Origin of the sequence: Binatus soli (SeqCode) (assembly GCF_050015535.1) — a bacterium.
Classification (GTDB): Bacteria; Desulfobacterota; Binatia; order Binatales; family Binataceae; genus Binatus; species Binatus soli.
In genome coordinates, this window is record NZ_JBEKBF010000006.1 from 57,624 (window position 1) to 81,538 (window position 23,915).

A 23,915-nucleotide genomic window follows, 5' to 3' on the forward strand; every position below is an offset into this window, starting at 1 on the left:
TCTTTTTTCAGTGGCCTGAGGCGCTCCGATGTCGCGCCGGAGAACCGTTCTGCCAGAAAGAGGTGATGGCCAATTGAAGCCGCGTCGGGCATGCGCTAACCCAGATCGCATGGGAGCGAAATGGTGGCGCGAGGGGACGATAGTGATTCTATCCGCGATGCTGCTCGCCGGATGCGCGTCGGCGCCCGCGCGTGCCGACTCAGCGGCCGCGTCCTCGCAAGCTGCGCCACAGGCCGAAACCACGCCGTCGTCGTTATCGTTGCATCCCGCTGCCATCGCCGCGCCAATCGAGCCGCCGTCCGATGCACAGACGGCGTTCCTCGACGGCTATCGCGCGTACCAGAACCACGACAATTCACGCGCGATCGATCGTCTCAAATTCGCCGCCTCTAATTTTCCCGCGCTCGGCGACTATGCGCTCTTCTACCTTGCGCTTGCCGAGCACGACCAGGGCGATCTGAACGCCTCGGCAGACACGCTCGATCGCCTCGTCAGGTCGTATCCGGATAGCGTGTTGATCGATCGCGCCGAGATGACCCTGGCGGACAATCTGCTGAAGCTCGGCCGCAACGCCGAGGCCTACGGCGTCGCGTCGCGGCTGATTGCGCGGACGCCCGAAGCGTCTATCGAGCAGCCCGCGCGCATCGCCGAGGCGAAGGCGCTTGTCGCGCTCGGGAATCCAAAGTCAGCCTATGCGGATGCGATGGAACTGCGGGACAAGTATCCGCGCTCCGACGCGGACGGCGAAGCGCGCACGATCGTTCATTCGCTCCTCGCGTCGAACCCCGAGCTGGCCGACACGGCCTCGCTCGCTTATCATCGCGACGAATCCGAGTTGCTGCTGCGCGAGGGCGATTTGTCCGCATCCGAAGAGCAGGCAAGCGCGGGGCTTGCGATGGCGCCGGAGCCATCGGTTCGCGCGGAACTGGTTTGGGTGACCGCGCGAGCGCTCAAGCCGCAGCCCGACCGCGCCAGGCGCGCCATCCTCGAGTATCTGCGAATCGCGCCCCGCGGACCGGACGCGCCGGCGGCCCTTGAAGCTCTGGCGCTTATCTACTGGCACGACGATCAAGACGACCTCGCACGTGCGACGCTGAACAGACTCGTCGCGAATTTCCCGGCCAGCGCGCTCGCGCCCGGTGCGATGCTCCGTATCGGTAGAATCTTCGAAGAACAGCACCGGCTTGATTCCGCCCGTGCGCAATATCGACGGCTGGCCGCGCGCTATCCCGGGAGCGACGCGGCCCAGGACGCACGGTTTCGCATACCCTGGACCTTGTATCTGGCGCGCAATTACCGCAGCGCTGTGGCGGGATTCAAGGTTGCCGGCGCTTACGCGAAAGATGCGACCAATCTTGACATGTGCGAGTATTGGCGTGCGCGTGCGCTGGAAAACGCGGGCGATTCCGTCGATGCTCGCGCGATTTTCGCAAAACTCGCCGATAGCACCGACACCAACTACTATCCCGAGCTCGCCAGCCGGCGCGTTGCGGCATCCAGACCCGATCTTCCGGCCGCGTCGGCGCCGGACCCGGAATACGGCGCGGCGCCGGCCGTCACCGGCGCCGCCGAGTATCACATGGCGCGGCTTCAAACGATCCGCGCGATGGGACTCAAGGAACTTGAACCCGGCGAGTTGAAGGCGCTCGAGGAACATGCCGGCGGCACCGTCGAGATGCGGCGTTTCGTGCTGGCCGGATTCGCGAGCGCCGATGCGTGGTATGACGCGATCGTGGCTGCCACGCACATGGAAAAGAACGGGCAGATGAGCCACGCCGCCGCCGAGCGGGTTCGCTATCCGCGCGCGTACTGGGATCTCTTTCAGTCCGCGTCCACCCGGCTCGCGCTGGACCCTTACCTGGTGCTCGCGTTGGCGCGGCAGGAGAGCTTGTTTAACCCCAATGCCACGTCGAGTTCGAACGCGCGCGGCTTGATGCAGTTGATTCCTTCGACGGCAGAGAAGATGGCGTCCGAGCACGGCATCGATAGCGAGGCAATCCGTCTCTACGATCCCTCGGTTAACGTCGAGCTGGGTACGGCGTATTTGAAAAACCTGCTCGAGATGTTCGGCGGCAACGCGTTTCGGGCCGTCGCCGCGTATAACGCGGGCGAGCACGCGGTTGCGAAGTGGGTGGCCGATTTTTCCGGCGCTGACGACGAGTGGGTCGAGAATATCGCGTACAAAGAGACGCGCGAGTACGTAAAGAAAGTGATCGGAGGGCGGCGCGAGTATCTGCTGCTGTATCAGCGGAGTCCTTAGCGACCCCGCTTGACAGCGCGCTTCCCATCTCTACACACTCCGGTTGGGAACCTTCGAGGAATTTTGTTGGCATCGCGCAAATTCAAGGCGGTCTTCTTCGATCTCGACGGCACGCTGGTCGATATCCATGGCCCGTTGTATATCGCCGCGAAGAACGCGCTCGACGAACTTGGCCACGATCCGCCGCTCACCCACGAGCGCTTTCGCGAGGCGCTTTCCAGCGATGACGTATGGCTCGGAGTGCCGGAGCATCTCAGGCCCGAGTACGTGAAGCTCGCGTACGCATACTTCCTGGCTGAAATCGACAAGACCGAGCGCCTCGAGGTGCTGCCGCACGTGCAGGATACCCTGGCCGAACTCAAACGGCGCGGCTATGCGACCGGCGTGATTACCAGCCGCCCGGGTGATTCGCAGCGGCTGGTCGAGAAGCTCGCGATGGTCGGGCTCGCCTCGTACCTGGACCAGGTCGTGACGCAGACCACAAGCTCGATCCGTGCGCTGGACAAGACCCAGAGCCTCAAACAGACCGCGCTCAAGGCCGCGATTCATCCTCGAGCCTGCATGTACGTTGGCGACGAGCCACGCGACACCATGGCCGCGCTCGGCGCGGGCTACGGCGCGTCGGTGGCGGTCGCCACCGGCGCGGCGTCGTTCAAATACCTGCAGACCCATCCGTATTTCAAACCCGACTACGTGATCAGCTCGATGGCTGATCTGATCGACCTCATCGACAATCTGAAAGCGGAAATGCTCGAGTAGCGATGGCGCGTTTCGAGCCCTTCCAGGAGCCGCCACGCGCGCTCGAAGGCCTCAAGGTCGTCGAGCTGCCGTGCCTCGACACGATGCCTTTTCTGGCCGCATCGATGGCCGCGAAGTCGTTCGCGGATTTCGGCGCCGAGGTCGTCAAGGTCGAGCCGCCGCGAACGGGATCGCAGGAACGCGCGCTGGGACCGTTTCGCGATGAGATGCCCGACCCCGAAACGGGCGGGCTGCATCTCTACCTCAACACCAACAAGCTCGGCGTGACGATCGGCCTTGAAAATCGGCGCGGGCGCGATCTTGCGCTCGAATTGCTCGCGCCGGCGGCCATTGTTTTCAATCCGAATCGTCCGGAACTGAACGAGAAGCTGGGGATTGACTGGCGCACGCTCACGGCCCGATTTCCGAAACTGATCGTCGTGTCGATAACTTTTTTCGGCGCCGAGTCGGCCTACCGGAATCTACGCGGCGGCGACCTGGTCGCCACACACATGAGCGGCGTCGGCTACGAGACCCCGTGGCATCAGGTGACCGACCCATCGAATCAACCGCCGCTGAAGCTCGGCGGCAGGCAGTCTGACTATTTGACTGGCTATACAGCGGCGGCCGCCGCGATGTGCGCACTATACAGCCGAAAGACTAATGGCGCGGGGCAGCATGTCGATGTCGGCCAGTGGCTCTCGATGATCAGCATGATTCGCCCCAATATCGGGTGTTACTCTCACGAGGCGCCCGATTCGCCGTCGTTCCAGCGGCTCTCGACCCGCCGCAAAATGGCCGCGCAGTGGGTCTATCCGTGCAAGGATGGATGGGTGAGCTTCAACGCAGGCACCGATCGCTTCTGGCGTGGCGCCAAGAAGGCGATGGGTAATCCCGAGTGGATGGATAGCGAGCTGTTCGATACTATCATGGGCCGCACCGCGCATATCGACGCGATCGAAGCCGGAGTAATCGACTGGCTATCTACGCAGACGCGAACCGAGGCCTTCGAGAAGGCGCAGGCGGAGCACGTGCCGTGCTTCCCGGTGTATTCCCCGGCCGAAGTCGCAGGCAACGGGCAATACAAGGCGCGGAAATTTTTCATCGACCTCGAGCATCCCGCCGCCAGAGAAGTGCGGATGCCCGGCGCTCCGTGCAAGTTCGCGCGCACGCCATGGCGAATCGTGCGCGGGGCGCCGATGCTGGGCGAGCACAATCAAAAGATACTTGGCGAGAGAATCGGGCGGTCGGATGCGGAGCTCGCAGGACTCGCCGCGGCGGGGATCATCTGATGGGAACCCGGCCGCTGGAAGGAATCCGGGTCGCGGATTTCGGATGGATTTACGCCGTTCCGCACGCGACCGCGTGGCTGGGCGCGCTGGGCGCCGACGTAATCAGGATCGAGACGTCGGGCGCGCCGGACCTGGTGCGATTTCTGACCGGCACCGACGGATCGATTGGCGCCAACCGCAGCGGAATTTTCCACGCGATCAATTCCTCGCGCCGCAGTATCGCGCTGAATCTTGCGATGCCCGAGGCGCAGGAAATCGCGCGAAAGATTATCCGGCAGAGCGATTTCGTCACCGAAAATTTCACCGTCGGCAACATGGCGAAATACAATCTCGCCTACGACGATCTCGTGAAAATCAAACCCGACATAATCATGCTGAGCGGCACTCCGCTCGGGCAGGACGGTCCGCTCGCGGGTAGTGTAGGCTTTGGGCCGACGACGCAGGCCTTTGCCGGGTTGTGCCATATCACGGGCTATCCCGATTCGTTTCCGTGCGGGATCGGCGGAACGTGGCCGGACTTCGCGGTGGGCGCCGGCATGGTGTTCTTTATGCTCGCGGCGCTGCACTATCGCGATCGGACCGGCGAGGGGCAGTACATCGACCTGTCGATGGCCGAGATGATTACGACCATGATGCCCGAAGCGATGATGGATTTTCTGATGAACGGGCGCGAGCAGGCCGCGATTGGGAATCGCGACGAGTCGATGGCGCCGCATGGCGTGTTCCCGGCGGCGGGTGACGACAAATGGATCGCGATTGCGATCGCCGCCGACGACGAGTTCAGCAAGCTGTGCGAGGCGCTCGGAGCGCCTTCGATGGGGTCCGATCCGAAGTTCGCCCGACTCTTCAGCCGCCTCGCGAACGTCGAGGAACTCGAGCGCGAAATCGCGGCGCGCACGCGCGTCCATCCGCGCGATGAACTGGTCGCGAAACTTCGCGCGCGCGGTCTCGCCGCGGGCCCGGTCTACAGCACTCCCGAATTGATGGAGGATCCCGTCTTCTCCCGCTCGAGCATGCTCGTGAAGTTGAAGCATTCGGAAGTCGGCGAACGCGTCGTGCCGGGACTTCCGGTGAATTTCGGCGCGATCGATCTCGAATATCGCGGCGCGCCGATGTTCGGCGAGCATACCGATGAAGTGCTGACCGAGCTGCTCGGCTACAGTGCCGCGGAAATCGCAAGGCTCAAGGAAGCGAAAGTGCTCATTTAGGGATGGGACGGAAGCAGAGTCGGATCAGGATTTCCCCAGACCCAACGTTACTTTGCAGGGACCGGCGAGATGGCGCCTGCTTGCTTCGCTGCTTGCGCGGCCTTCGCGAGGCCATCGCGACTGAAATCCATTACGAGGAGCCGCATGAAAGTGTTTCCTCGCGGCGGCTCGGAAAGTTTTCTGGGATACGGGAAATAGATCTCTCTGGCGAAGCCGCAATAGCGCTTGATGGTGGGTTTCAAAGCTTCGTAAGAGCCGGTGATGCCCACGGCCATCTCATCGTTGGCCGCGGGTGCGACATACAGTCCATTTCGAGTTCTAATGTCGCGATCGCTGACCCAGCCGGAGGGCAGCAACCGACGCGATTGAAGCTCGAAAGGCGTCAGCTTTGAAACTTCACCTCGGTTTGCGACGTATTGTTGCGCAGCGATTAACAGCGCATCGAATCGAGCAGTATCGAACCGGGTTTCCATCTCGATTGCGGTAAGCGTCCGGTAACGCGCCAACTCCTCGGCCGGAACGCGGTAGATGTACACGCCCCCGGCATGTTGAAAGCTGGTAGCAAGGGTGGACATCAGCGGCTTCCAGAGAGACCATGCTTCGTCAGTGACTAATACGGTGCGGACGTCATGAGTCGCGAGAAAAGCCTTCAACTGATCTTCCGCATCCGGAATAGCATCTCTATGAAGAAAGTAATTGGTAATCGGCCAGGCCAAAAACGCGTCTGGCGGAACAGCCATTGTGTAGCCCCCGGCCATCCGGTAGTAAATGTCGCTCTCAGCTTGCCAGAGCATCGAGTTACCAGTCATTCCATAGGGAAGCACAACCACAGTTTCGTCCCTGGCCAGATATTGTTTGAATAACTCAGTAGTGAAGAACTCCGGAGATGTGTTTATGGCCCTCCAATATTCGCTCAACGGGTTAGGTAATAGAAAAAGAACTATCAAAGCAGCCGCTGCATACTTCCGAGGTGCTGACATATCTCGTGCACTCATAAGCAGGGACACAACCACAGCCAGTGCGAGAAATGCATAGATCATGAACCGCGACGGAAGCGCGCTGTTCAAAAGCGGAAGATGAGTGGCTAGTTTCCACAGCATCCCTGGTCCGACGTGTCCTGCGAAATGTAATCGAGGACCGATGGACAGCACGCACGTAACGCTCACAAATACAACTAGTGCTTTGCCGATCAGATCGCCCCATCGCCGGTAACCGAACCAAATTAGACCTACCAGAAGGGGCAGGCACAGGTAGCCGGTCGGTTCGCTACTTTTCGCAAAGGTGTCTGACACCTTGATGAGCAAATGGTTTGCGCCAACCAGAAGATCGGGGGTTGGAATGAAGAAGTTCAGGACGTCTATGGAAAAAGCTGTTGGCGAGTTTACCCGTTCGTTGGGAAAGCCAGAAGCGAAGATGTAGTAGAAGTACGGCGCCAGCAAGACCACGACAAATACCAAACTCATCGCGATAGGTTTGATCATCCGGGCGATGCGTTCTCTCAACTCATGCTCCGCGAACGCATAGAAGACCAAGATACCGATAGCTCCAAATACCACGAGAGTGGCAAAGGTTTCGATGAAGAGCAGGAACTGAGTAATGAATATCGCGGCAAGGAGGACACTGAAGCTCATGTCCCTGATATGATCGTCGAGCCTGAGAAGTACAACATACACCGCGAGTGGGATTGGAAATACGAACAAGAGGGGCAAGTGTCCGATGGCGATATGGTGAAGAACATACGGTGAGAAACCGAATACGTATCCGCCCAGAAACGACGGCCAATAGCGATCTGATATGTACCGACAAAGCAAAAATGCGCTCCAGGCGGCGAGTGCAGGGCATAGCAATACGAGCAGGTTGTAGGATGCCACGGGTCCCAGTGAGTTGGTCAGTGGATATGCCACAAAGCTTGCAAGCGGGATTGCTGGCGCCCATGAGAGGTTGACGCCGAGCGGCGCCCAAATGGCTTTGGTGATGAATGGATTGATGCCGGTGGCCACCGCGTGCGGCCACCAGACCAGCGACCAAATGTAGGTTCCGGCGTCAGTGCTTTTGCCGAGCACAAACGATGAGAGTCCTTCGAACAGCGGGCGCCCAAAGAACAAGATCGCCAGTGCGAAGTAACCCGCAAGACTTAACAGACCGCAAAGACCTATCGCACGATGTTCCTGCGCCCGATATTCCTGCGCTAGTCTCGCCATTTAAGTGGTGAATTCTCCGTTCCGTGGCGCACGCGCCGGAGCTGAGGCGCGAACCGCCGAGCCACATCGCGGCGAATCCGACTGCATCCGCGCCCGGAAGATCAGCGCGGCGCCGAGGTATGCAGCCAACAGCACCGGAAATCCAGGATGCGGCACCGCCTTGATCAGGCCGGTCACGATGCAGACCGCGAGCATCGCGGCACCGGCGATCAAGGCGATGTGCCGGGCTGGTTCGCGGGAGTGGAAACCATCCCATGCGGCGAGCGTCCCGAACAAGTACGCGGGCAGCAGGAGCAGGGTCTCGTGGATCCACGCAAGCGGCGACATCAGGAGCGCTAGCGCGACCCACAGTCCGAACAGGAGACCGTCGAGGTCGGCGCTTTCGCGGCCCGTTATAGTGGCCGCCGCGGCGATTGCGAGCAGCGCGAGGTCGATCAGCGCGGTGAACCCCAAGACTGCGAAGAGCGGCGCTGCGATGATCGAAGTGCCAGCGAAGTGCGCTACGATTTTTCGCACAAAAGCGAGCACGGTGAGTTCGGCGTGCCCGAGGGCAAAGGTAACGTGCAGCATGACGATGGTGTCGTACGAAATGGGCATTCCCTGCATCGCGAGCTCGATCCACCGGAAGGGATTCGTCAGCAGCACGCCGGCGGCGAAGAAGGCGACGGTCCAGCCGAGCGCACGCCAACGGCGGCCAAACAAAAAATATCCGCCGGCCGCCGCGGGATAAAGCTTGACCAACGCCGCGAGCGCCAAGCACAGCCCGGCTGCCGCCGGACGCTCGCGGCGCGCGCAGAACCATGACGCGGACAACAGCGCCAGCAGCGTCGGCGTGACTTGGGCCATCACCAGCGTGCCCGCGAACTGGCGCGATAGCAGCAGTAGTGAAAGCACAATGATCGTGGGCGCTGCCTCGAGCGGCGGAGCGTTCCCGCGCGCCAGCAATAGCACGGCGGCCACCAGGCACATCATCTGCGCGGCCTCCCAAATCCAGAATGCGGTTTTCTGGTCGAGCCGGGCGAGGGGAGAAAATACCTCGACGAAAAACGGCGTATAATTGCAATAGCGCGGAAGCGATAGACCGGGTCGCAAATCGACCTGTTCGCGCGACACCATCCACGGGTCGCCGCCGCTCGAATAATCGGTCCACCAGCCATAGAACATGACGAAATCGACGTCGTCGTAGCGGTGCGAGACCGCGCGCAGGCGTTGGGCGAGCGAGAGCGCCGCGACGATCGCGAGGATCGCCGCGCCAGCCCTGATAATCGGAAGCCGCGGCTGAGCTGGAATTCCCATTTTAGAAAACGGGGCTGGGTTCATCCCACCATTTTGAATCCTGATTCGGACCAGCGCCAGCACCGGGCGGCTTGCAAACGCGAAGTTCGAGCTCGGTTTTGAGTCCAAGGGGCTTTCCACGGCCCCGCAACGGACCGGTTCTGCCTGGCGCTGGAGTTCACAGACACTTAAATGAAGATTCCCTGCGGCGGCGAGGAGGCGAACTCGGCTTTGAGCGCGTCGTAAGTCTTGAGATCGTCGATCGTGCGGAAGTATCCGCGATGGACGTAGCCGAACACCGGCATTCCGTTTGCGACCATCGGCGCGAACAGGCCGGCCATGATGCTCCAGGGTGGCGCCGGCGGCATCAGGTCGAATACCGCCTGATCCGCGACGATCACGCCGCAATACATGAACGGCGAGAGCGATCCTGCGACGTCGGCCGCGAGCGCGGCCGGGTAGTCGTCGTATTGAAGCGGGTCGCGGCGCGCAAGCAGGCGCATCCGGCGGAGTTTTTGGCCGGCGTCGATTTCGAGACGGCTGTAGTAATCGAGGTTGGCGGGGCGGAACAGCGCGATGGTGGAGAGTGCGGCGTGGTCGCGATGGAACGCGAGCATCGCGCGCAGGTCGAGGTCGAGGATCGTGTCGCTGTTGGCGATTACGAATGTATTTTCGTTTTCGATGCCACCCAGGAACTCCCGGAGGTTGTTGAGCGGGCCGCCGGTACCGAGCAAAACCGGCTCGGGCGCATACGTGATGCGCAGTCCGAGCCCCGATCCGTCGCCGAGTCCGCGCCGAACGGTGGACGCCAGATGATGGACGTTGATTGCGACCTCGGTGATGCCGCCGCGCCGCAGCATCGCGAGCGGATAATGGATCAACGGCCGACCGCCGAGTTCAAGCATCGGTTTCGGCGTCACGTCAGTCAGCGGGCGAAGCCGCTCGCCCATCCCGGCTGCCAGTACCAATGCCTTCATTGGATAGACACCCTGCTAAGCGCTGAGCGCCGCGCAAAGTTCAGGAAACTCGGCGCGCATCTGAGCAAGCATCCGGCGCGCCTGTGCGAGCGCATGCGGAATGTAGGGACGGTATCCGGTCTTGCCGCCGCGCTCGAACATCTCGAAGCGTCCGATCATCTTGAGCGCGTGTTGCAAAACGCACATGCGATAGCTGCTCATGAATTGCGCCGCGTCGAGCGTGGCGGGGATGCCGCGCCGCGCGAGTCCCGCGCAGTAGAAGTCGAGGATGCGGCGCTCGATTACCGGCGTAATGAATTCATCGGTGTCGCGGGTCGTCAGGAGCACGGCGAGGTCCTGCGCGGCCGGCGCCATGAGCGCATCCTGAAAATCTATGATTCGAATTCGCGGGCCGTCCTGGATGAACAGGTTGTGGCCGTGGTAGTCGCGATGCGAGAACACGCGTGGGAAGCGATCGAGCCGCGCGGCCAGCCGATTCAGCTCGGGTGCGATGGGTGAAAAGTCGGCGCCCGGTGCGACGGCGGCGAGGCCAACTTCCGCAAATTCCTTCATCTCCCATTCGAACAGCCGGCCGCTGTAGGCGATCTCCCGCGCGACGCATCGACGGTCGATTTGACCGGTGCCGTCAACGTGCAGGCGAATCAGTTCGGAGGCGGCGAGCCGGAACAGGTCCGCGGCGTCGGCGCCGGGACGGCGGACGGCGCCGAGCAGGGAGAGTTCGCCGACATCTTCCACCAGCATCGCGCGCCGGGCGAGCGCCGCATCGTAGAGTGCGGGAACGGGTGCGCCGATCGACTCGAGCGACCGATGCACGTCGATCCACGGCGGCTCGTAGCGGCGGCCACGGATAAGATTCAGCGCGCGAACGTAGCGGGGGAAGTCGTCGGGCCCGAGATCGACGAGGATCGCGGTGGGAGGCGCGCCGGTTTCGTCCTGCGGGGCGGCGCTCTCCTTGTGCTGCGCAATCGATACGCGCCAGAAACGACGCGTTGAGAGATCGCCGCGGAGAGCGGCGATTTTGTCGATGCGCGCGCGCGGCCATCGCCGCGCCACCGCCTCTGCCGCCCATTTTTCCAACTCTTCGTCGTGTTGCACGTGATGAATCTTATCGGCGGAGTCGCGGCTGCGCGAGTATCACGCGCGCCAGTGAAAGGTGAAAAGTGAAAAGTGAGAGACGAAAAACCGGCGCGGCCGTTGGTGGCCGCGCCGGTTTATTTCTCAATCAGTCGCGCGACTCTTTTACTCGATCACGCCGGGCATCAGTCGCCCGCTAACCCATGTCCGCCCTCGGCCGCGCGCGCCATCGCCTCGGGAGTGAACCAGTCGCGATCCACGGCGCCCATGTTGATGAACCAGCCCTCGGGTGACGGAGCATTCATCGACGGATGGTAGCAAACGGTGGAAAGCCCGCCCTGCACGTCAACCGTCGAGGATCCGACCTGGAACTGGCGCTTGAAGGGGTAAATCGCGATGCGCGAGTCGGCGCGCGCCCGATCGGCATAGTTCATCCACCCGGTGTAGTTGAACCACAACTGGTCCCGGTTGTCATACATGTCCACGAACATCGGGAAGTCGGCCTCCGAGTCGATGTAGATAATTTCGCGGCTGTAAAGGGAGCTGGCGTACCGTCCCGGCCGTGCCTTGGCCTCAATCATGTAGAGCCGCCTGAGTTGCCACGGGTCCGGGCAATGGCTTGCGCCGCCGTCGGTTGGGCAGCGCGGATCGACGCCATGATGGATGTCGATTGCGGCGAGCATGGTCTTCTCGCCCAGGAACTTGAAATTGTAGTCCTCGGGCTTGCCGCTCCAGCCCTCGTAGTGGTTGGGATCGTAAGACTGCGCGCCGCCTGAAGGGTTGTCACTCAACGTGTAGCTCAGACGCCGGAGCCGGCGCGTACCGGGCTCCCAGGTCCAACTGTCGTCATCGTGTCTCGGATCGGCGTAGCGGAACTTGAGGATCCCGTTGCCCCGACCTTGTGCCGGAGCGAGAACCGGATAGAGCAGCGCCTCGTAAAAGCGTCCAGTTGTATTGAAATCGGGATCGATCGGCAGCGGTTCGACTTCGGTGCGTCCGACTTCGTTGTAGCCCGCATAGTGGCCGATCTCGATGTCAGTGATCTCGAAAAACGGCTTGTTGCGGCCCCAGTACACGCTGTCGCAATCGAACCAGCGCAGATCGTAGTCGTCGGTAGATATTGGCCGGAAGACTTCGTTCCACATCACCTTCTCGGCTGCCTGCGGATCGTTGGCGTCGATGATCGGAAACGGCTGACCCGCGACGTAGCCAATCAGGCTGCGATGGTCGGGGGTCAGCCTGGTCTGGCTCGAGTACTTTTCGGTCGCCTCGGTGTAAGGCTGAGGCCAGTCTATGCGTTCGGTTGGCTCGACCTTGATCGACATACCGTGCAGGACGCGCAAGTACGCGCCTGGTGGGAGCAGGTCTTTGACCTTGGACGCGTCGTCCGGGGTGATGAAATCTCCCGGCTTTACCTGGGCCGATACCGGCGCGTTGGTAATACCGACCACCAGCATCAAAGCAGTCAGAACTCCGCCGCACCAAGCTCCCCATCCGATTGCGCGATTCATGTTGATTCCCTTTCGGCAAGTGCTTGCCGGTGTTTGGAATTTCGTCCCGCAACAATCCGTTAACATCATTATGTGGCTTGTGAAATTAGTCCGGCGGCTCGAAATCGTCAATAGCGCTAATCGTGGCGAACCGGTTGGGGTCTAATGGCTCGATTAGCGCCTGCCGACGGCGGTCGCGCCTCCTCAAAAAAATCGGCGACCGTTCCAAAAGACCCGCTCATCAGGTATTGATATCAAGATAAGAAGTGCTTGTAGGCAGATCGAGAAATGACAACCTGGTATCCCGTGGCTGTGACCCTGCTTGTTGCCGGCGTGATCGTCGGCGTCATGTGCACGATCAACATGCTGATCGGTCCCAAGCGTCCCGGTGCGATCAAGAGCGAAGCTTTCGAATGCGGCAACCCGCCGAGCGGCTCGGCGTGGGGGCGGTTTTCGGTGCGCTTCTACCTGACGGCAATCCTGTTTCTGATCTTCGACGTCGAGGTGATTTTTCTGTATCCGTGGGCGGTCGAGCTGCGCTACCTGGGAATGTTCGGCTTCGTCGAGGCGCTTATCTTCATCGCGATTCTGTGCGTCGGCCTGCTCTACGCCTGGCAGCGCGGCGCGCTCGATTGGGACTAGCTGAGATGTTGATTGAAAAACTAAAGGCACGCTTTGGCGGGGAAATTCTCGACGCGCAAAATGCACGCGACGAGGAAACTTTCACCATCGATCGCGAACGCGCGTATGATTTTTTCCGCGCGCTGCGCGACGAGCCTGACTTCGATTTCAATTTCCTGACCGACGTGACCGCCGTCGATTGGCCCGAGCGCAAACCGCGCTTCGAGGTCGTCTATCAACTGAACTCGCTCACCCGCGGCCATCGCATCCGCGTCAAGATTGGCGTGGACGGCGCCGATCCGTGGGTTCACAGCGTCGTTGGCCTGTGGGGCGCCGCCGACTGGCTCGAGCGCGAATGCTTCGACATGTTCGGAATCGTTTTCAAGGGCCATCCCGATTTGCGCCGCATCCTGATGTACGATTCCTTCGAGGGTCATCCGCTGCGCAAGGACTACCACTACAACAAACGCCAACCGATCGTCCCGGAGATCGACCCGGTCGTGAATCCGATTCGCTCCTCGCGCTGAAGACACGACCCGATACAAGCCATGGCACTACCGGCGCGCTGGAAGGACAAAATCGTACCGTCGGACCCCTCCGACGAGATCATGGAACTCCAGATGGGGCCGTCGCATCCCACTACCCACGGCACCATCAAGCTCAACCTCAAGCTCGACGGCGAGCGGATCGTCGATTGCGACGTCGAGGTCGGATTCCTGCATCGCGGATTCGAAAAAATGTGCGAGCAGGGGACCTGGACACAATGCTTCCCCTACACCGACCGCCTGAATTACGCCTCGCCCTGCATCAACAACGTCGGCTTCGCGCTCGCCGTCGAGCGCCTGCTCGGCATCGACACGACTGAGCGATGCAAGTACGTGCGCCTGATCATGAGCGAAGTTTCGCGCATCACAGACCATATGACCTGCCTCGGTGCGGGGGCGATGGAGATGGGCGCGCAGACCGTTCTGTTCTACATGATGGAGGCGCGCGAGTTTCTCTACGACTTGATCGAGGCTGTGACCGGCGCGCGAGTCACCGTGACATGGTGCCGCGTCGGCGGCGTGACCCATGACCTGCCGGCGGACTTCACCGATCGGATCAAATCTTCGTTCGCGCGCCTCGATCAGGTTCTCGCCGACTGCGACAAGCTGCTCAGCCGCAACCGCATATTCATCGACCGGATGGCGGGGATCGGGAAGTTATCGAAGCAGGAGGCAATCTCCTACGGGCTGAGTGGTCCGCTGCTGCGCGCGGCCGGCGTGTCGTACGACGTTCGCAAGGCGCATCCGTACCTGGTGTATGACCGGATGGAGTTCGAGGTCCCGACGGGAGACCGCGGCGACAATTACGATCGCTTCAACGTCCGCTTCCAGGAGATGTATCAGTCCAAGCGTATCATCGAGCAAGCGCTCGCGACGCTGCCCGAAGGTCCCGTCATGATCACCGATCCCGGGGTTGTCCTGCCCGAAAAGCAGAAGGTGTACAACTCGATCGAAGGCCTGATGAACCACTTCAAGCTGATCATGGAGGGCATCCACGTGCCCGCCGGCGAGGTTTACCAGGCGGTCGAGGCCGCCAACGGCGAGTTGGGCTTTTACATCGTGAGCGACGGCAGCGGCCGGCCATATCGCGTGCGCGTGCGGCCGCCGTGCTTTCTCGGCATGGGCGCGCTCAACAAGATGCTCATCGGCCACATGATCCCGGACATCATCACGACGTTCGATATGATCAACATGGTCGGCGGAGAGTGCGATCGCTAGGGTTTGATTATCACTACCGTGCCGTCGGGGAGCAGCCGCTTCAGCTCTTCGACATCTTCGTCGTCCACCGAGATGCATCCCGTGGTCCAGTTGATATTGCCTCTGTTCAGCAGCGGTTCGTCGGTGCCATGGATTCCGATTCTGCCGCCCATTCCAACCGGATGGCCGTCTTCGCTCGGCACCGCGCCGCCGTCGCGCAGTTCTTCGTAGCGGCGCCGGTCAAGCAGGTTTGGATAGTTCAGCGTCAGGAACCAACCCCAGCGGCGACTCGGATGCTTCCCGACGATCGTGTAAACGCCTTCGGGCGTGCGCCGGTCCCCTTCCCACAGTTTCGTGCCGGGCTCGAAGCTGCGCCCGAACACGGCCTGGTAGTTCTTAAACATCCGGCCTTTGTAATAGACGATCAACTGGTGGCGCTTTTTGAAAATATTCACCGACCAACTGAGCGGATCCATGAAAGTTATGTCGCGCGTCGCTTTGAAGAGAAGTTGACCCGGAGTCGGCACGCGATCGGTCCGGACCCCGTCGATTTTCACCTGCGCGGGAGGAGTTGGCGTCGCGGTCGGCGTCGGAGTGAGAGTCGCCCGCGGATCGGGCGTCGGCATCCCCGGATCGACGTATTTCACCGCGGTCGGATCGTAGGGCGGAGGCGGCGGCATTGTGCCTGCTTTCTCCGCGTCGCCGGCGGTGATCGGCACGTCCTGCAACATGATCGCCGCCGAGGATTCGGCACGCCCGGGCTCGGCGGCGCACATCATGACTATGGCCGCAACGACCAATCCGGCGGCGATCGATCCAACAATCCGGCCCATCAACTCCAGCAAAGCTCCAGCATCGCGGTCACATTCTCTATCTTGGGAACGCTTGGTGTCCAGGTCAATTGTAAAGTAGCGTCAATCTGCGATTTTTTTTATCGGCGAGCATTGCCGGGAGCATTCATCGACGGACAACAACCTCGCGCGCGGCCGCGCTTTGCGCTTTGACGGTCGGCAAAATCGTCTGATAGCATCTGCGCGCAGAGAGATTTGGATGGCAATCGAAAAGAACGAACTGCGGCGCGTGATGGGTCATTTCGCAACCGGCGTTACCGTGGTCACGTCGCGTCGCAGCTCGGGTGAGCTGCACGGCCTGACTGCCAACGCGTTTACGTCGGTCTCGCTGGTTCCTCCGCTGGCCCTGGTTTGCGTGGACAAGAAGGCCGAGAGCTATCCCTGCTTCGAGGAGAGCAAAATCTTCACCGTCAATATACTGGCCTGCGACCAGGAAGCGGTGTCGCGCAAATTCGCGATCAGCGGCGGCAACAAATTCGAGGGCGTCAGTCACAAAATTGGCGCGAACGGCGCCCCGATCCTCGACGGTGCGCTCGCTTATCTCGAGTGCAAAGTGACCAGCGCGATCGACGGCGGCGACCATACCATTTACATCGGCGAGGTCGAGCAGGCCGAAACGCCCCACGAGGGCAAGCCGCTGCTGTTTTTCCGCGGCGGATACCGTGAGCTCGGCGACTAGATCGCCCATGCCAACGTGAGCTCCCCGGTCCGAATCCCCGCAATCAGCGTTTTCCTGCCGTCGCATAACGAGGAAGGCAACGTCGAGCGCGTCGTGCGCTCATACCTGGCCGAATTGCCGCGTGTCGCAGACGACTTCGAGGTAATCGTGGTCGACGACGGCAGCCGCGATCGCACCGGCGAGATCGCCGAGCGCCTCGCCGCGGAGGATTCGCACGTCAAGGTCGTGCGTCATCCTACCAACAAGGGCTACGGCGGTGCGGTAATCTCCGGAATCCGGGCGGCGACCAAGCAGTACGTGCTGCTATGCGACGGCGATGGGCAGTTCGATCCTTCAGATCTGGAGCGTTTGACGCCATTTGTTCCCGAATACGACGTTGTTGCCGGGCACCGAGTGCGCCGTGCCGACCATCTGATTCGCAGAATCAACGGCAAGGCGTGGACGGTTCTGGTTCGTGTTCTACTCGGCATCACCATCAGCGATATCGATTGCGGCTTCAAATTGTTCAAGCGCGAGAAGCTCGAGGGGATGGATTTGCGGGCGCATGGCGCGATGATCTCGACTGAGCTGATGGCGCGGCTGGCGGGCCGTAACGCAAAGGTAATAGAGGTGGACGTAAAGCATCTGCCCCGGCTGACGGGCGAGCAGTCGGGCGCCAATCTCAAAGTGGTCGCGCGGGCGTTTAAGGAGCTAATAGCGCTATATAGAGAGCTCAGAGCTGAGCGCCAGGGGCGAGGATATGGGGGTCCGGGGCGACCGTGAAAGGAGACAAACGCAGACGCAAAGCGGATAGACGATAGACCGATTGCGTCATCGGGGACCGTCCGCCCGGCGAAATTACCTTGTCGTTCCGTAGGGATCTTGCGGAAACCCCGATGGCACGGGTATAGCAATAGCCCTAATAGTCACATTGCGGCCCATTAAGGGCCGCCCAGATCAAGGAGATCCAAGAGTATGAAGCGCACCCTTTCAATCCTTTCCGCAGCTTTCTTCGCCGCCGCGTTGGCGATGCCGGCTTTCGCCCAAGACGCCCCGCCTGCAGCGCCAGCGGCGGAGGCGAGCGCGGCAGCCCCGGCCGCGGCAGCATCGACGGCGGCAGCCAAGAAGAAACATCATCGCCACAAGAAGGCGGTCGAAGCAGGCGCGGCGGCTGGCTCAGCAGCCGGTGCCGAGGCAGGCGCAGCGGCAGGCAAATCGGCCGGTGCAGCGGCTGGTGGCGCAGCCGCTCCGGCTCCCGCTACTCCGTAATTTCGCTCAGGCTTGATAACCACAAGGGCGGTTGCATTGGCAGCCGCCCTGGATCGAATCGCTTAAGGTACATCGATCCACCCAGGGTCGGGGGGCGGAGACGGCTTTGCCTCCGGCGTCCGGCCGGCCGCGCGAACGCGGATTTATCCGGTCCACGGCTGGCACGACGCTTTTTTTTCCTGCGGGCGGCGTCCAAAACACGCTGCGCGTTTTTTTTAATCGAAAATTCCTGCTAGCATCGGATTTCTTCCTGCGGGACGCGGGCCGCGGGCCGCGGGAGATAATAAGTTGTTGAGCTGTCGCAGTTCGAGCATTTGTCTTTTGGTTCTGATCGCGCTGGTACTCCAGTCGCCGATCAGCGCGCGGGCTAGCGCCAAAAGCAGTTCTTACGACGAGCAAGTTTGCGATCCGCTGGCGGACTACTTTCTGGGTATGGAAGATTACCCCGAGGCAATCCGCCGTCATCGCATAGTTATCAACCATAATCCAACCAACGCGCTCGCACATTACCACTTGGGCTTCGCGTACGGCGTCGTCGGACAGCATCGCCAGGAACTCGCCGAGTATCAGAAGGCGATCGGTCTTGGCCTCGATGACTGGCAGTTGTTCCTGAACCTCGGCCTGCTCTACCTCGAAAGCGGGCAGACTCGCGACGCGACTCAAGTGCTGCGGCTGGCGGCGCTGCTCGGACCGGAACGGCCCGAGACGCATTTCAACCTCGCACTCGCATATGAGCGGCGCGGAGCGCTCGCACAAGCCGAGCAGGAAGCGCTACTGTCGCTGCAAATAGATCCGAGTCAACCGGACGCGCGCAACACGCTCGGCGCAATCTACGCCGAGGAAGGCAAGTACGTCAGAGCGAGCCAGGAATGGAAAGAACTGGTTGGTGAGATTCCCAATTACGCGCCGGCGCGGACCAACCTCGCGATTCTGCAACACGTCGAAAGCAGCGGCTCGAAGGGTGCGCCCGACTCAAGCGGGTTCATACGCATTCCTTAGAAGTGCGGCGAATCGGATTACGGCAGAGGACAAACCGGTGGTGGAATTGGGTAGGTGGAGGCGGGCAATCGTTAATTTAAAATCCGCAGTCTTGTTTGGCTCGGCGGTGATGTTGAGCGCGGCCGTCGTGTTCGCGGCGTTGCCCGCGGGCGCGACAGTGCAATCGCGCCGGCATAAGGCGGTCCGCTCGAAGCGGACGGCAAGCGCGACGGGAGCGCCACTCTACAAGGGTGCGCTGCTCGAAGATGCCGACAGCGGCCGCGTGCTGATGGCGTACAACGCCGACATGGAGTGGCCGCCGGCCTCGATGGCCAAGATGATGCTCCTGCTGGTCGCGCAGGAGCAGATCAACGCCGGTCGTTTCAAGTCCGATGAGTTGGTCAGAATTTCCGAACGCTCCGCGCATACCGGCGGCTCGCGCGTCGGCCTCAAGCAGGGCGACGTTTATCCGCTGCGCGAGTTGATGAAAGCGGCGCTCGTCAAATCGGCCAATGACGCCGCGGTCGCAGTCGCCGAAAAGATCGGCGGATCGGTCGAAGCGATGGTCCGCATGATGAACGAGCGGGCGCGCGAACTCGGAATGATGCATACGGAGTATCAGACCGTCGATGGACTGCCGCCGCGTCCGACTCATGACGCCGATCGCACCGACGCCTACGATCTCGCCATGGTGGGCCGCGCGATCATCCGCGAGACCAACCTGCTGATGTGGTCGAGCCAAGAGAAGATGGATTTCGACAACGGCGTCTGCGTGCTGAACAATACCAACCATCTGATCGGCCGTTTCGAAGGGTGCGACGGGCTCAAGACCGGATTCACGTATCAGGCCGGATTCAACGTCACGACCACGGCCAAGCGCGGCAACATGCGGCTGATCGCGGTGATTCTTGGCGCACCGTCGAATCAGCAACGCTTTGCGCAGGCGGCGAAAGTGATGGAGTGGGGCTTCGAGCAATTCACCTCGGTGCCGCTGCTCAAGTCCGGCCAGCCGCTTCCGGTACAGGTGCAGGTCAGTTCGGGTCCGCTGATTCAACCGGTCGCGGCGAGCGATCTCAAAGTTGTGGTGCGGAAGGCCGATGCCTCGGCGGTCACGCTGGTGTACGATGTACCGCCGGCAATCGACGGGCCGGTTACGTCGGGAGAACCGCTGGGACGAGTGATCGTGCAGGACCAGGGGCAGGCGATGACGGAAGTGATGGCGATAAGTCCGATCGCGTTTGCCGCCCGGCAGACGGGACCGGGCGAGGCGTACAACGCATCGGCGCCGCCGACGTATAATCCGAACCAGGAGAACCAATGAAGGTAGCCTCGAAGCAGCGAAATCGGCGCAATCGCAAACTTGCGCGAAAGAAGAAGAGCGATCCGCATCAGGCGAAGTCACGGCTGCGCAAGATGCGGCGGACCCGTATTCGCGGCAAGTAGTTCGCGCGCGCGTCGCGATTTCTTTTCGATGGGCGGCCCAATCCGGGGCCGCCCGTTTGTTTGTGACGCCGGGCGGCCCGGCAGGATCGGCGAAGTGTTGGTAATCGAGCCGGTACTGGTTCAGTTCGTCGACCGGAAGACTGCGACGGGCCCGATTCTGATTGATCGAAAAAGAGCCGAAAAGAGAAATTCATACCATTAGTAGTGGTTTTGGGACGGCTGCCATCTAAGGATAGTTTCGTTCCGTCAAAATTAATTCCGCGGGAAGCGGAGTCGCCTGATTTCGGGCGAGCCCAGCGAGTACGGGATATCCTGGCGGTTGACCATAGAGTACGCATAGCACGCTGCATCTGCCGGGGGGCAGGCTGAATAGATCATCCCCTTCATCCAAACTGAACCAGTGCCTGCCATTCGACAGCCCTCAGGTTTTGCAACCGGGGCGCCCGTTTATTTGTGGGTGTTGGCAATCGGCGCGCGCGAAATTGACAAACGCCGCGGCGGTCAGTTACCAATGTACGTGCCCCTCGGATCGACAAACTCGAACAGCGGAGAAAGTTTCTGGCCGACCTCTCAGTGATCGCCGTCGTACCGGCGCGGTACGCGTCTTCCCGCCTGCCCGCAAAGGCGCTGGCGGAGATCGCGGGAGTGCCGATGGTCGTCCGGGTGTGGCGGCAGGCGTCGAAGGCAAAGTCGGTTGGGCGCGTGATCGTTGCGACCGACGATGAACGAATCGCGGCGCCCGTGCGCGCGGCGGGCGGCGAAGCAATCATGACCTCGCCGGCGCATCAGAGCGGCACCGATCGAATCGCCGAGGTCGCCTCGAAGCTCGACGCCGATATCTATCTCAGCGTGCAGGGCGATCAACCGTTCATTTCCCCGGCCGATCTGGATGCGCTTGCGGCGGCGATGCGATCGGACGCGTCGATTCAAATGGCGACGCTAGCGACGCCGATCGTTGATCAGGCCGAATGGACGAATCCGAGCAAGGTGAAGGTCGTGTGCGGCGCGGACGGGAACGCGCTATACTTTTCGAGAAGTCCGATTCCACACGCGCGTGACGGCGGGATGCCCAAAGAGGCGCTGCGCCATATCGGTGTTTATGCTTACCGGCGCGAGTTCCTCATGAAATTTGCCGCCCTTCCGATGGGTGTGTTGGAGAGCCTGGAAAAGCTCGAGCAGTTGCGTGCGCTCGAGCATGGCTACGCGATCAGAGTGGTTAAGTCGGTGGCGCCTTCGCTGGAAGTAGATACCGCGGACGACCTTGCGCGCGCCCGCGCGGCAGCGGCGCAATCAACTCGTTGAGGATGGGGAGGGATTCAACGTGGAGCGGGGAAAGACAAAATTTATTTTCGTAACCGGCGGCGTGGTCTCGTCACTCGGCAAGGGATTGGCCGCGGCGTCACTGGGCGCGCTGCTTGAGGCACGCGGGCTCAAGGTCACGCTGCTGAAGATGGATCCGTATATCAACGTGGATCCCGGCACGATGAGTCCGACCCAGCACGGCGAAGTGTTCGTAACCGACGACGGCACCGAGAGCGATCTCGACCTCGGCCATTACGAGCGCTTCGTGCAGACTCCGATGGGGCGGCGCAACAACTGCACCACCGGCCAGATCTACGACACGGTTATTCAGAACGAACGGCGCGGCGACTACCTCGGCGCGACCGTGCAGGTGATTCCGCATATCACCGACGAGATCAAACGGCGCATCCTCGCCGCCGCCGAGGGCGCGGACCTGATCATTGTCGAGATCGGCGGGACGGTCGGCGATATCGAAAGCCTGCCGTTCCTGGAAGCCGTGCGCGAGTTCCGCTGGGACCTCGGCCGCGAAAATGTCCTATACGTGCACCTGACGCTGGTCCCGTTTATCCCCACCGCGGGCGAACTCAAGACCAAGCCCACGCAGCACAGCGTCAAAGAGCTGACCGGGCTCGGGATTCAGCCTGACATCCTGCTGTGCCGATGCGATCGCCAACTCGAACAAAAGCTCAAGGCGAAGATCGCCCACTTCTGCAACGTCGAGGAGAACTGCGTGATCTCGGCGCCGGACGTGCCGACGATCTACGAGGTGCCGCTGCGTTTTCACGACGAGGGTTTCGATCAGCGCGTGTGCGAGAAGCTCAACATCTGGACCGGCGCGCCGAACCTCTCCAAGTGGCGGCGAATCGTCAAGACCGCGCAAAATCCCAAAGTTACCGTCAACGTCGCGGTGGTCGGCAAATACGTCAACCTGCAGGATTCGTACAAGAGCCTGCACGAAGCGATCGCGCACGGCGCGATCAGCAATGAGGCCAGGGTCAACATCGACTACGTTGATTCCGAAGAGCTCGAAAAGCAAAACGTCGAGGAGCGGCTCGCCCAGGCCCACGCGATAATCGTTCCGGGCGGCTTCGGCGCGCGCGGCACCGAGGGCATGATTCGCGCCGTCCGCTACGCCCGCGAAAACGGCGTGCCGATTCTCGGGATCTGCTACGGCCTGCACATGATGGTGATCGAGGCGGCGCGCGACCTGCTCGGCCTCAAGCGAGCCAACACCTCCGAGAACGCGCCGGACTCGCCCGACCCCGTCATCGACATCATGGAGTCGCAGAGGGACGTCTCGAAAAAAGGCGGCACGATGCGCCTGGGCGCGTACCCGTGCATGCTGAAGTCGGGCTCGCTGGCGGCGTCGCTGTACCGCAAGGCGCGCATCTCAGAGCGCCATCGCCATCGCTTCGAAGTAAACAACTCATATCGCGAGAGGCTCGAAAAAGTGGGCCTCATCGCGACCGGCACTTCACCCGACGATAGCCTGGTCGAGATAATGGAGCTGAAGGGGCATCCGTGGTTTCTCGGCTGCCAGTTCCATCCCGAGCTGAAGTCGCGTCCGCTCGAATGTCATCCGCTGTTTCGCGGCTTGATTCGCGCGGCCGTACAGCGCCGCTCGGAGCTGGGAGTTAAGCGCCCGAAGGTGCGGGAGCTGAGATCGGTTTCGTGAGCGTGGCCCGGGTCAAAGCCGGCGACGCCGTTTTTGGCGGGCCGGAACTTGTGCTCATCGCGGGTCCATGCGTGATCGAGAGCTACGAATCATGCATCCGCCACGCGACGCGGCTGGCTGATATCGCTCGTCGCGCCAAGCTGCCGTTGGTCTTCAAGTCTTCATTCGACAAGGCCAATCGCACCAGTCACGACTCGTTTCGCGGCCCCGGCTTGACAGGCGGGCTCGAGATTCTGGCGCGCGTGAAACGCGAGGCGGGCGTGGCCGTGCTGACCGACATTCACGAACCGTCGCAAGCCGCGGCTGCGGCGCAGGTCGTCGACGTTATTCAAATTCCCGCGCTGCTCTCCCGCCAGACGGATCTTATCGAGGCCGCCGCGAAGACCGGATGCGCGGTTAATATCAAGAAGGGCCAGTTTCTCGCCCCGTGGGACATGAAGGCGGTGGTCGCGAAGGCCGAGAGGGCGGGTACGCGGCGAATCATTCTGACCGAGCGCGGGTTTTCGTTCGGCTACAACAATCTCGTCTCCGACATGCGATCGCTCGTGATAATGCGCGGCTTCGGCTACCCCGTGGTCTTCGATGCGACCCACTCGGCGCAGCTTCCGGGCGCGGGCGCCGGCGGCGAATGCTCGGGCGGTCAGCGCGAGTTCGTAGCGCCGCTGGCGCGCGCGGCGACTGCGGCCGGAATCGACGGAATTTTCATGGAAGTGCATGAGGACCCCGACCGGGCGCTCAGCGATGGTCCCAATTCATATCGGCTCGACGACCTGCCGGCGTTGCTCGATACGCTCAAGCGAATCCATCACCTGTCTCACGAGGCCGACTGATTTGCGCTAGCCGGGTTTGTGTGAGGTAACG

The 23,915-nt window shown here is 61.5% G+C and carries 22 protein-coding genes; 16 read left to right on the forward strand and 6 right to left on the reverse strand.

The window, feature by feature from the left end:
* Positions 1-109: 109 nt before the first annotated feature.
* The 4 genes from ABR989_RS05980 to ABR989_RS05995 all read left to right on the forward strand — a co-directional run bounded on the left by ABR989_RS05980 (position 110) and on the right by ABR989_RS05995 (position 5,498).
* Positions 110-2,260 carry a transglycosylase SLT domain-containing protein gene (locus tag ABR989_RS05980; RefSeq protein ID WP_428126542.1) on the forward strand — a complete coding sequence of 717 codons (2,151 nt, stop codon included), beginning with the start codon at positions 110-112 and terminating at the stop codon, positions 2,258-2,260.
* A 66-nt stretch (positions 2,261-2,326) separates the two neighbouring features.
* The gene (locus ABR989_RS05985) at positions 2,327-3,019 is read left to right on the forward strand and encodes an HAD family hydrolase (protein WP_428126544.1); all 693 of its coding nucleotides are present in this window, start codon (positions 2,327-2,329) and stop codon (positions 3,017-3,019) included.
* A 2-nt stretch (positions 3,020-3,021) separates the two neighbouring features.
* Positions 3,022-4,290: a CaiB/BaiF CoA transferase family protein gene (locus tag ABR989_RS05990; protein WP_428126547.1), complete on the forward strand. Its 1,269-nt coding sequence runs from the start codon at positions 3,022-3,024 to the stop codon at positions 4,288-4,290.
* On the forward strand, positions 4,290-5,498 hold the full coding sequence (locus ABR989_RS05995) for a CaiB/BaiF CoA transferase family protein (RefSeq protein ID WP_428126550.1): 1,209 nt from the start codon (positions 4,290-4,292) through the stop codon (positions 5,496-5,498). Before ABR989_RS05990 ends, ABR989_RS05995 begins: the two co-directional genes overlap by 1 nt.
* A gap of 47 nt (positions 5,499-5,545) precedes the next feature.
* On the opposite strand, the gene ABR989_RS06000 is transcribed toward ABR989_RS05995, so the two are convergent.
* From ABR989_RS06000 to ABR989_RS06020, 5 genes are all read right to left on the reverse strand, one after another.
* Positions 5,546-7,699 carry a YybS family protein gene (locus tag ABR989_RS06000; RefSeq protein WP_428126552.1) on the reverse strand — a complete coding sequence of 718 codons (2,154 nt, stop codon included), beginning with the start codon at positions 7,697-7,699 and terminating at the stop codon, positions 5,546-5,548.
* A complete protein-coding gene (locus ABR989_RS06005) occupies positions 7,700-8,995 on the reverse strand; it encodes a glycosyltransferase family 87 protein (RefSeq protein ID WP_428126554.1) in 1,296 nt (431 codons plus the stop codon).
* A gap of 167 nt (positions 8,996-9,162) precedes the next feature.
* Positions 9,163-9,951, reverse strand: a complete 789-nt coding sequence (locus tag ABR989_RS06010) for a nucleotidyltransferase family protein (protein ID WP_428126557.1) — start codon at positions 9,949-9,951, stop codon at positions 9,163-9,165.
* A 15-nt stretch (positions 9,952-9,966) separates the two neighbouring features.
* Positions 9,967-11,046 carry a phosphotransferase gene (locus ABR989_RS06015; protein WP_428126559.1) on the reverse strand — a complete coding sequence of 360 codons (1,080 nt, stop codon included), beginning with the start codon at positions 11,044-11,046 and terminating at the stop codon, positions 9,967-9,969.
* Between the two features lie 164 nt (positions 11,047-11,210).
* Positions 11,211-12,536 carry a DUF1329 domain-containing protein gene (locus tag ABR989_RS06020; protein ID WP_428126561.1) on the reverse strand — a complete coding sequence of 442 codons (1,326 nt, stop codon included), beginning with the start codon at positions 12,534-12,536 and terminating at the stop codon, positions 11,211-11,213.
* A gap of 267 nt (positions 12,537-12,803) precedes the next feature.
* Between ABR989_RS06020 and ABR989_RS06025 the strand changes: the two genes are divergently transcribed.
* From ABR989_RS06025 to nuoD, 3 genes are read left to right on the forward strand one after another with little or no spacing between them, the layout of a single operon-like run.
* Positions 12,804-13,157 carry an NADH-quinone oxidoreductase subunit A gene (locus ABR989_RS06025; protein WP_428126564.1) on the forward strand — a complete coding sequence of 118 codons (354 nt, stop codon included), beginning with the start codon at positions 12,804-12,806 and terminating at the stop codon, positions 13,155-13,157.
* Positions 13,158-13,162: 5 nt separating this feature from the next.
* The gene (locus tag ABR989_RS06030; protein ID WP_428126566.1) at positions 13,163-13,663 is read left to right on the forward strand and encodes an NADH-quinone oxidoreductase subunit C; all 501 of its coding nucleotides are present in this window, start codon (positions 13,163-13,165) and stop codon (positions 13,661-13,663) included.
* 21 nt (positions 13,664-13,684) lie between these two features.
* Complete coding sequence (nuoD, locus tag ABR989_RS06035; protein WP_428126569.1) at positions 13,685-14,899, forward strand: NADH dehydrogenase (quinone) subunit D; 1,215 nt, start codon at positions 13,685-13,687, stop codon at positions 14,897-14,899.
* Here nuoD and ABR989_RS06040 read toward each other — a convergent pair.
* Complete coding sequence (locus ABR989_RS06040) at positions 14,896-15,711, reverse strand: L,D-transpeptidase family protein (RefSeq protein WP_428126570.1); 816 nt, start codon at positions 15,709-15,711, stop codon at positions 14,896-14,898. The genes nuoD and ABR989_RS06040 overlap by 4 nt on opposite strands.
* 217 nt (positions 15,712-15,928) lie before the next feature.
* On the opposite strand from ABR989_RS06040, the gene ABR989_RS06045 reads away from it, so the two are divergent.
* From ABR989_RS06045 to kdsA, 9 genes are all read left to right on the forward strand, one after another.
* Complete coding sequence (locus tag ABR989_RS06045) at positions 15,929-16,408, forward strand: flavin reductase family protein (RefSeq protein ID WP_428126572.1); 480 nt, start codon at positions 15,929-15,931, stop codon at positions 16,406-16,408.
* Between the two features lie 15 nt (positions 16,409-16,423).
* Entirely contained in the window at positions 16,424-17,170 is a 747-nt protein-coding gene (locus ABR989_RS06050) for a glycosyltransferase family 2 protein (RefSeq protein WP_428126574.1), read from the forward strand.
* A gap of 192 nt (positions 17,171-17,362) precedes the next feature.
* Positions 17,363-17,656, forward strand: a complete 294-nt coding sequence (locus tag ABR989_RS06055; RefSeq protein WP_428126576.1) for a hypothetical protein — start codon at positions 17,363-17,365, stop codon at positions 17,654-17,656.
* A gap of 432 nt (positions 17,657-18,088) precedes the next feature.
* Complete coding sequence (locus ABR989_RS06060) at positions 18,089-18,655, forward strand: tetratricopeptide repeat protein (protein ID WP_428126578.1); 567 nt, start codon at positions 18,089-18,091, stop codon at positions 18,653-18,655.
* A 112-nt stretch (positions 18,656-18,767) separates the two neighbouring features.
* Positions 18,768-19,955 carry a serine hydrolase gene (locus ABR989_RS06065; protein WP_428126581.1) on the forward strand — a complete coding sequence of 396 codons (1,188 nt, stop codon included), beginning with the start codon at positions 18,768-18,770 and terminating at the stop codon, positions 19,953-19,955.
* Positions 19,952-20,077 (forward strand): hypothetical protein, encoded by a 126-nt coding sequence (locus ABR989_RS06070; RefSeq protein ID WP_331960894.1) that lies wholly within the window; start codon positions 19,952-19,954, stop codon positions 20,075-20,077. Before ABR989_RS06065 ends, ABR989_RS06070 begins: the two co-directional genes overlap by 4 nt.
* 573 nt (positions 20,078-20,650) lie before the next feature.
* Complete coding sequence (gene kdsB, locus ABR989_RS06075) at positions 20,651-21,379, forward strand: 3-deoxy-manno-octulosonate cytidylyltransferase (RefSeq protein WP_428126583.1); 729 nt, start codon at positions 20,651-20,653, stop codon at positions 21,377-21,379.
* 19 nt (positions 21,380-21,398) lie between these two features.
* The gene (gene pyrG / locus ABR989_RS06080; protein ID WP_428126586.1) at positions 21,399-23,054 is read left to right on the forward strand and encodes a CTP synthase; all 1,656 of its coding nucleotides are present in this window, start codon (positions 21,399-21,401) and stop codon (positions 23,052-23,054) included.
* The gene (gene kdsA / locus ABR989_RS06085; RefSeq protein WP_428126808.1) at positions 23,042-23,884 is read left to right on the forward strand and encodes a 3-deoxy-8-phosphooctulonate synthase; all 843 of its coding nucleotides are present in this window, start codon (positions 23,042-23,044) and stop codon (positions 23,882-23,884) included. Before pyrG ends, kdsA begins: the two co-directional genes overlap by 13 nt.
* Positions 23,885-23,915 lie beyond the last annotated feature (31 nt).